General features: G+C 60.8%; 13 protein-coding genes. 11 read left to right on the forward strand and 2 right to left on the reverse strand.

Annotated features, from left to right (window positions below):
- The coding region (locus AC07W0_RS26300; RefSeq protein WP_173677837.1) for a CaiB/BaiF CoA transferase family protein at positions 1-502 on the reverse strand (502 nt) is incomplete at its 3' end.
- A 13-nt stretch (positions 503-515) separates the two neighbouring features.
- Positions 516-1,697 carry an acyl-CoA dehydrogenase gene (locus AC07W0_RS26305; RefSeq protein ID WP_017849059.1) on the reverse strand — a complete coding sequence of 394 codons (1,182 nt, stop codon included), beginning with the start codon at positions 1,695-1,697 and terminating at the stop codon, positions 516-518.
- Between the two features lie 156 nt (positions 1,698-1,853).
- On the opposite strand from AC07W0_RS26305, the gene AC07W0_RS26310 reads away from it, so the two are divergent.
- The 11 genes from AC07W0_RS26310 (at position 1,854) to AC07W0_RS26360 (ending at position 11,953) form a co-directional block, all read left to right on the forward strand.
- Positions 1,854-2,753, forward strand: a complete 900-nt coding sequence (locus AC07W0_RS26310) for a LysR family transcriptional regulator (RefSeq protein ID WP_102618547.1) — start codon at positions 1,854-1,856, stop codon at positions 2,751-2,753.
- A 453-nt stretch (positions 2,754-3,206) separates the two neighbouring features.
- Positions 3,207-4,328, forward strand: coding sequence for a Re/Si-specific NAD(P)(+) transhydrogenase subunit alpha (locus AC07W0_RS26315; RefSeq protein WP_046381520.1), 1,122 nt, complete (start codon positions 3,207-3,209; stop codon positions 4,326-4,328).
- Between the two features lie 15 nt (positions 4,329-4,343).
- Positions 4,344-4,664 carry an NAD(P) transhydrogenase subunit alpha part 2 gene (locus tag AC07W0_RS26320; RefSeq protein ID WP_003187417.1) on the forward strand — a complete coding sequence of 107 codons (321 nt, stop codon included), beginning with the start codon at positions 4,344-4,346 and terminating at the stop codon, positions 4,662-4,664.
- Positions 4,664-6,100 (forward strand): NAD(P)(+) transhydrogenase (Re/Si-specific) subunit beta, encoded by a 1,437-nt coding sequence (locus tag AC07W0_RS26325; RefSeq protein ID WP_017849056.1) that lies wholly within the window; start codon positions 4,664-4,666, stop codon positions 6,098-6,100. Before AC07W0_RS26320 ends, AC07W0_RS26325 begins: the two co-directional genes overlap by 1 nt.
- A 179-nt stretch (positions 6,101-6,279) precedes the next feature.
- Positions 6,280-7,773, forward strand: coding sequence for a succinyl-CoA:acetate CoA-transferase ScpC (gene scpC, locus AC07W0_RS26330; RefSeq protein ID WP_017849055.1), 1,494 nt, complete (start codon positions 6,280-6,282; stop codon positions 7,771-7,773).
- A 316-nt stretch (positions 7,774-8,089) separates the two neighbouring features.
- Positions 8,090-8,305, forward strand: a complete 216-nt coding sequence (locus AC07W0_RS26335) for a DUF1127 domain-containing protein (RefSeq protein WP_017849054.1) — start codon at positions 8,090-8,092, stop codon at positions 8,303-8,305.
- Positions 8,306-8,570: 265 nt separating this feature from the next.
- Entirely contained in the window at positions 8,571-8,753 is a 183-nt protein-coding gene (locus AC07W0_RS26340; protein ID WP_102618546.1) for a DUF1127 domain-containing protein, read from the forward strand.
- A gap of 159 nt (positions 8,754-8,912) precedes the next feature.
- A complete protein-coding gene (locus AC07W0_RS26345; protein ID WP_017849052.1) occupies positions 8,913-9,233 on the forward strand; it encodes a DUF2388 domain-containing protein in 321 nt (106 codons plus the stop codon).
- A gap of 106 nt (positions 9,234-9,339) precedes the next feature.
- Positions 9,340-9,648, forward strand: a complete 309-nt coding sequence (locus AC07W0_RS26350; protein WP_026140292.1) for a DUF2388 domain-containing protein — start codon at positions 9,340-9,342, stop codon at positions 9,646-9,648.
- Between the two features lie 26 nt (positions 9,649-9,674).
- A complete protein-coding gene (locus tag AC07W0_RS26355; protein WP_017849050.1) occupies positions 9,675-9,995 on the forward strand; it encodes a DUF2388 domain-containing protein in 321 nt (106 codons plus the stop codon).
- Complete coding sequence (locus AC07W0_RS26360; RefSeq protein WP_026140291.1) at positions 9,992-11,953, forward strand: DUF7844 domain-containing protein; 1,962 nt, start codon at positions 9,992-9,994, stop codon at positions 11,951-11,953. The genes AC07W0_RS26355 and AC07W0_RS26360 overlap by 4 nt, the downstream gene beginning before the upstream one ends.
- The last annotated feature ends 185 nt before the right edge of the window (positions 11,954-12,138 follow it).

Genomic DNA, 12,138 nt, shown 5'->3' on the forward strand with positions numbered 1-12,138 from the left:
CCCCCTCATCACCCTCCGGCCGCCCCGTCAGGCTCATGAGTCCGCCCAACCCCTGGATCATGAAGTCGTAGCCCGCACGCGCCGCATAAGGCCCCGTCTGGCCAAACCCCGTGATCGAGCAATAGATCAACGCCGGGTTGACCGCCTTCAGCGAGGCATAGTCCAACCCATACGCCGCCAGGCCGCCCACCTTGAAGTTCTCGATCAGGATGTCGGACTTGGCCGCCAGGTCACGCACCAGCTTCTGCCCCTCCGGCTGCGTGAAGTCGATGGTCACCGACTCTTTGTTGCGGTTGGCCGACAAGTAATACGCCGCTTCACTGGTGTTCTCGCCATACGCGTCCTTGAGGAAGGGAGGCCCCCAGGCACGCGTGTCGTCACCATTGCCCGGCCGCTCGACCTTGATCACTTCGGCCCCAAGGTCCGCGAGGATCTGCCCGGCCCAAGGGCCCGCCAGTACTCGCGACAAATCCAGTACCCGCAGATGCGAAAGCGCGCCCATGCCCGTGCTCCTATTAATAGAACGCCTGAAGACCGGTTTGCGCGCGCCCCAGAATCAAGGCGTGTACATCGTGGGTACCTTCATAGGTGTTCACCACTTCCAGGTTGACCAGGTGACGCGCCACCCCGAACTCGTCGGAGATACCGTTACCGCCCAGCATATCCCGCGCCATGCGTGCGATATCCAGCGACTTGCCGCAGGAATTGCGCTTCATGATCGAAGTAATTTCCACCGCCGCAGTGCCTTCATCCTTCATCCGCCCCAGGCGCAGGCAGCCTTGCAAGGCCAGAGTGATCTCGGTCTGCATGTCCGCGAGCTTCTTCTGGATAAGCTGGGTCGCCGCCAATGGCCGACCGAACTGATGACGATCAAGGGTGTACTGGCGAGCAGTGTGCCAGCAGAACTCGGCAGCTCCCAGCGCGCCCCAGGAGATCCCGTAACGAGCGGAGTTAAGGCAGGTGAAGGGGCCTTTCAAACCACGCACATCCGGGAAGATGTTCTCGTCAGGCACGAACACGTTGTCCATGACGATCTCGCCGGTAATGGAAGCCCGCAGGCCGACCTTGCCGTGAATCGCCGGAGCGCTCAGACCTTTCCAGCCTTTCTCCAGGACAAAACCGCGGATATCGCCGGCATCGTCCTTGGCCCACACCACGAACACATCGGCGATCGGGCTGTTGGTGATCCACATCTTGGCGCCGGTCAGGCTGTAGCCGCCATCCACCTTGCGTGCCCGGGTAATCATCGCGCCCGGGTCGGAACCGTGGTTAGGCTCGGTCAGACCGAAGCAACCGATCCATTCACCCGACGCCAGCTTCGGCAGGTATTTCTGTTTTTGCGCTTCGGTGCCGAACTCATTGATCGGCACCATGACCAGTGACGACTGCACACTCATCATCGAGCGATAGCCGGAGTCGACTCGCTCGACCTCACGCGCAATCAACCCGTAGCTGACGTAATTCAGGCCACTGCCGCCGTACTGCTCGGGAATCATCGCGCCCAACAGGCCGGTTTCGCCCATCTCACGGAAGATCGCAGGGTCGGTCTTTTCATGGCGGAAGGCTTCGAGCACCCTTGGCGCCAACTTGTCCTGGGCGAATTGCTCAGCACTGTCGCGCACCATGCGCTCTTCTTCGGTGAGCTGTTGATCCAGCAGCAGTGGATCGATCCAGTTGAAGCTTGCCTTGCCAGCCATGAATAAGTCCTCGCAAAGAAATCAGAAGTCGTGGATGCAGACTAGGCTCGGCAAGCGCAGAGGGCAAACGAGGTTTTTGCATAGGCTTGTGCTAATTTCTCACTCCGTAACGGCCGAGAAGGGCGCAAACGCGCCTTATAAGTGAGAACAAGGTACATGCGCAGAAAAATCCCCAGCACCACCGCCCTTGTCAGCTTTGAAGCTGCAGCCCGCCACGAGAGCTTTACCAAGGCGGCGCAGGAGCTTTCCATCACTCAGGGCGCCATTTGCCGACAGATCGCCAGCCTCGAGGAGTTTTTAAGTGTCGAGCTGTTTCGACGCTCGCGGCGTGGGGTCAAGCTGACGGAAGCAGGCCTGTCGTATAGCCGTCGGGTCGCCACGCAATTGGACGCGGTGGAACGCGACACCTTGTCCGTCATGGGACAGCAGGGCGCGAACGTCATCGAGCTGGCAGTGGTGCCGACCTTTGGCACCCAATGGCTGATCCCTCGTCTCAAGGACTTTCAGCGCCAGCACCCGGAAGTCACGGTCAACCTCACCAACCGCACGCGCCCCTTCCTGTTTGCCGACACCGAATTCGACGCCGCGATCTATTTCGGCGATGCCGACTGGTCCGGTACCGAATCCCACCGGCTGATGGGAGAAAACCCGGTCCCGGTGTGCAGCCCGCGCTTACTCGGCAGCCGCGCACACTTCAGCCCCCAGGAAATCGCGGAACTGCCGCTGCTGCAGCAGACCACGCGGCCCTATGCCTGGCGCCAGTGGTTCAACGCGCAACAACTGAACATACCTCGCGACATGACAGGCCCCCGCTACGAGCTATTCTCGATGTTGTCCCAGGCCGCCATGCATGACATGGGCATTGCGCTGATTCCACCGTTCCTCATCCAGCGCGAACTGGACGAGCACCAACTGGTGATCGCGAGCCCTGAAGCACTGAGCAGTTCGAAGGCGTATTACTTGATGATTCCTGACAGGAAAGTCGAATCGGCCTCCCTGCACGCCTTCAGGGACTGGCTGATCGACCAGTCCCAGCGCTATAGCCCAGTAATCTAAAGACGAAGTGCCATTTATTGACCATGTAGTCAGCTAAAACACCATCCTACAGATATATCTATATGTCGCATTTAAGCAAACTGTACCTGTTCGGCGAGAATGAGGCTACAAGCCATGATTCTCATGGCTTGTAGCGACTATTACCGACCAATGCCCGGCTATTCACAACGGCGATTGCAAAACTACCGAAAAACCAAAACACACCATTAACCACTTGTATTTAAAGGTTTTTTCTCAAAACGTTGCGACAATCAGTCACAGGGTGACTTGTAGTTAATTTTTCGTCACCCGTCATAATCCCTTGTAAGGTCGTAAAGTTCGCCTGCAAAATGCCGCGCCCCGCTGTCATTTCAGCGGGATCGTGCTGATCGGCCGCCCCAGATGCGCCACTCACGGTGCGCTGGCCTTTTTACAATAAGATCAAAAGCAAAAAGATCATGCAGGAGATTTCACGTGCACATTGGTGTTCCTCTCGAAACCCAGACCGGTGAAACGCGGGTGGCTGCCACCCCGGAAACCATCAAGAAGCTGATCGGCCAGGGCCATAAGGTCACTGTACAAAGCGGGGCGGGCATTAAAGCCAGCATCGTCGACAGTGCCTATGAAACGGCAGGTGCAACCATTGGCAGCGCCAGCGATGCATTTGGCGCGGAGCTGATCCTCAAAGTGGTTGCCCCCAGCGACAGCGAACTGACGCTGATCAAAAGCGGCACCGTGCTGGTGGGCATGCTCAATCCGTTCAGCAACGAAACCATCGCCAAGCTGGCCGAGCAGGGCATCACGGCCTTCGCGCTCGAAGCCGCACCGCGTACTTCGCGGGCCCAGAGCCTGGACGTGCTGTCGTCCCAGGCCAACATCGCCGGTTACAAGGCCGTGTTGCTCGCCGCCCATCATTACCCACGCTTCATGCCGATGCTGATGACTGCCGCCGGTACGGTAAAAGCCGCACGCGTGTTGATCCTCGGCGCTGGCGTCGCGGGGCTGCAGGCCATCGCCACGGCGAAACGCCTGGGTGCAGTGATCGAAGCGTCTGACGTGCGCCCGGCCGTGAAGGAGCAGATCGAATCCCTCGGCGCCAAGTTCGTCGACGTGCCTTATGAGACCGACGAAGAGCGTGAATGCGCCGTCGGCGTCGGCGGTTACGCACGGCCGATGCCGACCAGCTGGATGCAACGCCAGGCCCTGGCGGTCCACGAACGCGCCAAGCAGGCCGACATCGTCATCACCACCGCCCTGATCCCGGGCCGCAAGGCTCCGACCCTGCTCAGCGCCGACACGGTTGCCCAGATGAAGCCGGGCTCAGTGGTGATCGACCTTGCCGCAGCCCAGGGCGGCAACTGCCCGCTGACCGTCGCCGACCAGGTGGTGGTGGAAAACGGCGTGATCATTTGCGGCCCGACCAACCTGGCGGGTGCCGTCGCCGCCGACGCATCGGCCCTGTATGCGCGCAACCTGCTGGACTTCCTGAAGCTGGTCTTCAACAAGGAAGGGCAGTTTGAAATCAACCTCGAAGACGACATCGTCGCCGCGTGCCTGATGTGCCGCGACGGCCAAGTCATCCGCAAAAACGCCTAAGCAGGGATTCAGACGATGGAAGAGCTTATCTCCCCCGGTATCTACAACCTGATCATCTTCGTGCTGGCGATTTATGTCGGTTACCACGTGGTCTGGAACGTTACCCCCGCACTGCACACGCCGTTGATGGCGGTGACCAACGCAATCTCGGCGATCGTGATCGTCGGCGCCATGCTGGCCGCTGCGCTGACCGTGACTCCGCTGGGCAAGACCATGGGCACGCTGGCTGTGGCCCTGGCGGCCGTCAACGTGTTCGGCGGCTTCCTGGTGACTCGCAGGATGCTTGAGATGTTCAAGAAGAAAGCCCCGAAAGTAAAAGAAGAGGCGCCGAAGTAATGAGCATGAATCTTGTCACGACGCTCTATCTGATCGCGTCGATCTGTTTCATCCAGGCCCTCAAAGGCCTGTCGCATCCGACCACTTCGCGGCGCGGCAACCTGTTCGGCATGCTCGGCATGGCGCTGGCGGTGCTCACCACCGTGGGCCTCATCTATAAGCTGGGCGCTGAGCTTGCCACTGCCGGCATCGGCTACGTGATCGTGGGCCTGCTGATCGGCGGCACCGCCGGCTCGATCATGGCCAAGCGCGTGGAAATGACCAAGATGCCGGAACTGGTCGCCTTCATGCACAGCATGATCGGCCTGGCCGCGGTGTTTATCGCCATTGCCGCCGTGGTCGAGCCGCAATCGCTGGGCATCGTCAAACACCTGGGCGATGCGATCCCGGCCGGTAACCGCCTGGAACTGTTCCTCGGTGCCGCCATCGGCGCCATCACCTTCTCCGGTTCGGTGATCGCCTTCGGCAAGCTGTCGGGCAAGTACAAGTTCCGCCTGTTCCAAGGCGCACCGGTACAGTTCGGCGGCCAGCACAAACTGAACCTGGTGCTCGGCCTGACTACATTGGGGCTCGGCCTGACCTTCATGTTCACCGGCAACCTCTCTGCCTTCGCGCTGATGCTGGCCCTGGCGTTCGTGCTGGGCGTGCTGATCATCATCCCGATCGGCGGCGCCGACATGCCGGTAGTGGTGTCGATGCTCAACAGCTACTCCGGCTGGGCTGCGGCAGGGATCGGCTTCTCGCTGAACAACTCGATGCTGATCATCGCCGGCTCGCTGGTGGGCTCCAGCGGTGCGATCCTGTCCTACATCATGTGCAAGGCGATGAACCGCTCCTTCTTCAACGTGCTGCTCGGCGGTTTCGGCAATGCGCCGGATGCCGGTGCAGCGGCCGGCTCGAAAGAAGCGCGCCCGGTGAAGTCCGGCTCGGCCGACGACGCCACGTTCCTGCTGACCAACGCCGATACCGTGATCATCGTGCCGGGCTATGGCCTGGCAGTGGCGCGGGCACAGCATGCGCTGAAGGAACTGACCGAGAAGCTGACCCACCGTGGCGTGACCGTGAAGTACGCGATCCACCCGGTGGCCGGCCGCATGCCCGGACACATGAACGTATTGCTGGCCGAGGCCGAAGTGCCTTACGACCAGGTGTTCGAGATGGAAGACATCAACTCCGAATTCGGCCAGGCTGACGTAGTACTGGTGCTCGGCGCGAACGACGTGGTCAACCCGGCCGCCAAGAACGATCCGAACTCGCCGATTGCCGGCATGCCGATCCTCGAAGCGTTCAAGGCCAAGACCATCATCGTCAACAAGCGCTCGATGGCCAGCGGCTATGCCGGCCTGGACAACGAGCTGTTCTACCTGGACAAAACCATGATGGTCTTCGGCGACGCCAAGAAGGTTATCGAAGACATGGTCAAGGCTGTCGAGTAACACTGCGCCAGCGCAATACCCGAAACCCTGGCCTGCAGTAGGCTAGGGTTTTTTATTGCAGCATGAAAACCGACCAAAGGCCCTAAATCACTGCCCGGCATTCGACCATGGTAGCGGGCCGAAAACTTTTGAAATCACTAAACTGCGCACCTTGCCTCCGTATCTCGAGATAACAATCCATGTACCGTGATCGTATCCGCTTGCCTTCGCTGTTGAACAAGGTCATGAGCGCGGCTGATGCCGCCGCACTGATCGAGGACGGCATGACCGTCGGGATGAGCGGCTTTACCCGTGCGGGTGAAGCCAAGGCCGTCCCTCAAGCTCTGGCCGAACGTGCCAAGACGTCGCCGCTGAAAATCACCCTGATGACCGGCGCCAGCCTGGGCAACGATCTCGACAAGCAACTGACCGAAGCCGGCGTGCTGTCGCGACGCATGCCGTTCCAGGTCGACAGCACCCTGCGCAAGGCGATCAATGCCGGCGAGGTGATGTTCATCGACCAGCATTTGTCGGAAACCGTCGAGCAACTGCGCAACAACCAGCTCAAGCTGCCTGACATTGCCGTGATCGAAGCCGTTGCGATCACCGAACAAGGCCATATCGTGCCAACCACTTCCGTGGGCAACTCGGCCAGTTTCGCGATTTTCGCCAAGCAAGTGATCGTCGAGATCAACATGGCGCACAACCCGAACCTGGAAGGCCTGCACGACATCTACATCCCGACCTATCGGCCGACGCGCACGCCGATCCCGCTGGTAAAAGTCGACGACCGCATTGGCAGCACCGCGATCCCGATTCCGCCGGAGAAGATCGTCGCCATCGTGATCACCAACAAGGCTGACTCGCCTTCCACAGTGACGCCGCCGGACGCCGACACCCAAGGCATCGCCAGCCACCTGATCAACTTCCTCAAGCAGGAAGTGGACGCCGGCCGCATGACCAACAAGCTCGGCCCGCTGCAGGCCGGGATCGGCAACATCGCCAACGCCGTGATGTGTGGCTTGATCGATTCGCCGTTCGAAGACCTGACCATGTATTCGGAAGTGCTGCAGGACTCGACGTTCGACCTGATTGACGCCGGCAAGCTGAGCTTCGCCTCCGGCAGTTCGATCACCTTGTCGGAGCGGCGCAACAGCAACGTGTTCGGCAACCTGGAGCACTACAAGGACAAACTGGTGCTGCGCCCGCAAGAAATTTCCAACCACCCTGAAGTGGTTCGTCGCCTGGGCATCATCGCGATCAACACCGCGCTGGAGTTCGACATCTACGGCAACGTCAACTCCACGCACGTGTGCGGGACACGGATGATGAACGGGATCGGCGGCTCGGGCGACTTCGCGCGTAACGCGCACCTGGCAATCTTCGTGACCAAGTCGATTGCCAAGGCCGGGGCGATTTCCAGCGTGGTGCCGATGGTCAGCCACGTCGACCACACCGAGCACGACGTCGACATCCTCGTGACCGAAGTGGGCCTCGCCGACTTGCGTGGCCTGGCGCCACGGGAGCGCGCACGGGTGATCATCGACAACTGCGTGCATCCGGACTATCGCGATGCGTTGAACAAATACTTCAACGCCGCTTGCGCGATTGGTGGCCACACCCCACACGTCCTGCGCGAAGCCCTGAGCTGGCACATTAACCTGGAAGAAACCGGGCACATGCTCAAGGATTGATCGATACACAACCGAGCTGATGCACACAGTTTCATCAGCTCGGTTGCATCATCCCCCTTTCTGGAAAAAACTGTACTGCTGTACTGGTCTTTTCCTACCGAAATATCCCACACCTCTCTTCTAAAATGCCATTTTTGCACTGTTTCAGTGCGGACAGGTACAGTTTCCCCATTTCCGTACAGTACAGCCGCTATAAACAGTTAACTGGCCCCTCACAATACAGGTGAACTGTATCTAGAGAGTCTTGCGCGGGAGGAGGATCATTGGCATCAGTTAAACCACTACCTAATCCCGCCACAAGCGGAAGGATGTCATCATGGAACGTACACTCAGTTCCGATCTGTTCTTCGAAGAAAAAGCTGTAAGCACCCAGGCTTCCTTGCCTCTGCGCGTTATCGCCAACCTGATGCTGTGGCAGCGCCGCATCTCCAGCCGCCATCAACTGGCTCGTCTGGATTCGCGTCTGCTGGCTGACGCCGGTATCAGCGAAGCACAACGCTACGAAGAGCTGAGCAAGCCGTTCTGGCGTTAATGAGCGCCCGCTGGCCCTGACCCACCGGGTCCACAGCCAGCAACCTGATTCGTTAAGCAAAGCCCGCCCCGGGTCACCGGAGGCGGGCTTTGTTGTGTCTGGGCCCGGGTGTTTTCGGCCCCGAACAGATAGCTTGCAAACCAACCAGTACAGTTCGATTATTATAACAATCGAGCAGTACAATTTAGCGCCGGTGTATCTGTATCGGTCGAAACGATCCGCTCAACATGGTCTTCCAAAAAAAAGACCCTGTAAGGCGCTCCCCATGCACCCACCAACCCCGCGCACCACGTTGTTACGCCGCATCGTCGCCACGCTCGCCAGGTGGCGGCAACAGGCCCGAGAACGACACCAACTGGCCCAGCTCGACCCTCGAGAGCTGTCCGACGCGGGTATCAGCCCCGGCGAGCGCCATGTCGAGCTGTCCAAGCCGTTCTGGCGTGACTAGACAGTCAAGGCGCTTTTCGAATGGACAGGCCGCGGCTTAATATCCGGTCACCACGTGGCGAACCGTGTAGAACGGGCGTCTGATGCTCAATGGCATCCACATCCGTTTCACAGTGGCCGCTGCGCGCGACCTTATTTGTTCATCTACAGGAGTAACCCCATGTCCCGTCTTCGCCTGCTGAGTGCCGCCGCCCTGTTGGCCCTCGCCGCCAACGCCCATGCGTCCAGCCTCATCGTGACGACCGACTCGATCGTCGGCGCATTGAAAGCCACCTCCGATGCCAGCTCCGATGCCACCTCCTCCCTGCGTGACAACAAGGTCGTGCGCGCCGCCCGTGACGACGCCGCCAGCTTCGTCGCCAGCCAAGGCGCCATTCGTGGGGTCAAACTGGAAAGCGCCCTGGCGCAGATCCGCCAGCAAGCGCCGCAACTGAGCGCTGCGACAGACGCACAACTGGCCCAGGCCATTCTGGCCATCTGAAAACCCGTCGGAACAAGGGCGCGCCAGCCGCTCCCGGATGCCTCGACGCTGGCTCTCGCCCGGGCATTGCGCTAGCCTTGGCGCTCGCTTTCAGTTGTCGAGTCCCATGGCTTTTTCATACCGCCTATTGCTGGTTCCCGTGATGTTTGCTGCTGGCTGGTCGCCATTGGCTTCGGCCTTTGATCTGTCCACCCAGAGCACTGTGGTGAGCGCTTATGCCACCAGCAAAGTGACCTCCGCGCCGTTTGACCGAAAGTGGGTGCTGGCCGCCCAGGATGACGCTGCCGCATTCATTGCCACTGACGGCCGATGGCGGGGGGCTCGGCTGGAATCAGCGCTGGATCGTCTGCGCCGCAGCCAACCAAAACTTAACGCCAGCGACCTTGAACTGGCGCAAGCAATTCTCGTCCAATAATCATCTTTGTATTTCGGAGTCATTCCATGCGTAGCCCGCTGATCGCCGCCGCTCTCGGCCTGCTGTTGTTGACCGATGTCGCCCACGCGCAGACCTTGAAGGCCACCAGTAACATCATCGTCCGCGCCTCCGCGCGCACCATTGATTTCACCTCGGACACCACCACCTCCATCCGCGACTCCAAAATCGTGCGCGAAGCCCACGATGACGCCGCCAGCTTCGTCGCCAGCAACGGCGAGATCCGTGGCGCACAACTCGAAGCCGCCTTCGACACCCTGCGCACCCGCGTGCCGGAAGCCCGTGATGCCAGCGACCAGACCCTCGCCGAAGCCATTCTCGCGCTGTGAGGCGTCTCATCGCCTGGCTCCTGGCCGGGGCTGTGCTGTTGTGTGCCGGCGCAGCCCAGGCCAGCCTGCAACTGCGGCTCATTACCGAAGGTTTGAGCCCAGCCGAACAGCAGGCCAGCCAGGCGTTGCTCGATGAAGCGCTGCGCTCACTGCCGCCGCGCTTCATCGAACAGTTGGACCGGCGCATCGATGTCGGCTGGACCGACAAGATGCCCGCCAACGCTTACGGCCAGGCCTCCCTGGTGTCCGAGCTGGACCTCAACCGCAACCTGCTCGCCAGCCTGACCGACGGCAGCGCCGCCACCCGCAAGACCAACCGCCCCCACGGCACTGTGCGCCGGGAAATGCTCGCCACCGTGCTGCATGAACTGACCCACATCTACGACCGTGCGCGCCTGTGGCCCAGCGACGAGCGCGCGCTGATCCGACGCTGCAGCCGCCAGAACAGCATCACCGGCCTGGTCGGCCTGCCCGATCAATGCCGTGGCCAGAACGACCGCCGCTTCACCCTCAGCGACGACCCGCGCCTGCTCGACCTCGCCGGCTGGCCGCAATACGTCGGCCGCCGCGGTGAGCGCGAGCAGCACAACCGCCAGGTCGCGCGCAGCCCGGACCTCTACGAAACCAGCAGTCCACTGGAGTTCGTCGCGGTCAATATGGAATATTTCCTCCTCGACCCGAGCTACGCCTGCCGCCGCCCCGCGCTGTTCCGCTATTACAAGGAACACTTTGGCTGGGCGCCGCCCGCGCAAGACACCTGCGCCAAGACCTACGCCTTCCTCAACGCCGGCAACGATTTCGCCAAGACGCCCCTGGGCCATGTCGACCCGGAACGGGTCTACGAAATCGATTACCTACTCGCCGAAGCCAACCAGAACCTCGTCAGTCGCTGGGGCCACAGCATGTTGCGCCTGGTGATCTGCGCGCCGGGGCGCCCTCGCGGCCCGGACTGTCGGCTGGATCTGGATCAGCATCTGGTGTTGTCCTACCGCGCCTTTGTCGGTGACGTACAACTGTCGAGCTGGGATGGCCTGGTGGGCAAGTACCCGTCACGGCTGTTCGTGTTGCCGCTGGCCCAGGTCATCGACGAGTACACCAAGACCGAGTTGCGCGGCCTCGCCTCGGTGCCGCTGAAGCTGACGCGCCGGGAGATCGAGGACACCGTCGAACACGCGGCCGAAATGCACTGGAGCTACGACGGCAACTACTTCTTCCTGTCCAACAACTGCGCGGTCGAAGGCCTGAAACTGTTACGCAGCGGCAGCGCCAACCCGAAACTGACCGGTCTGGACAACATCACGCCCAACGGGCTGCTGGAGGTGCTGCAGGCGCGCGGCCTGGCCGATACCAGCGTGTTGAACGACAAGCGCGAGGCGCTGCGCCTGGGCTATCACTTCGACTCGTTCCGCGAGCGCTACCAAGCGATGTTCGACGTGCTGCGCAAGCGCCTGCCGATCCAGCAGACCCAGGTCGAAGACTGGCTGTCCCTGAGCGCGCAAGAGCGCCGCCACTGGTTCGAGCAGGCCGACCTGCGCACCAGCGCCGCATTACTGCTGCTGGAACAGGCAAGCTTTCGCAAGCAATTGATGCTGGCCCAGGACGAAGTCAAACAACGCTACCTCGGGGCCCGCGAGCTGAAGAACGGCGGCATGGAGAAAGCCAACGCCACCTTGCAACAAATCCTCGCCAACAGCGGCTTCCTCAGCCGCCCGGCAGAACTGCTGGGCAGCGGTGGCTACGGCTTGCCGCAACCTTCGGAGTCCAAGCGGCTGGAATCGGAAAGTGCCGAGCGCCAGAAACAGCTGCAATCCCTGACCGGCGAACTGGATAAAGAGGTGAGGGCGCTGCTGGACCCGTCCCGCGCCGCCGAGATTGCCGCGTGCGAAGCCAACCTCAAGCAGATTGGCGAACATCTGCGCAAACTGCACAAAGCAGCGGGCGGCCTCGAACTGCCCTGAAAGTTTGCGCATACACCAGCTGAATGTGGGAGCAAGCCCCCTCCCACATGTTGATCTGCGCAGGCCTGGAGACCGTGTGTCATTTCCACCTCACCTGTTTGATCAACGAAAGCTGGCTGAAAGCTTACGCGTCTAGGATCGCCCCCACTGCCGGCAACAGACCGGCTGTTAACAACAACAATGGT

It is taken from the genome of Pseudomonas sp. GW704-F2 (genome assembly GCF_059423025.1).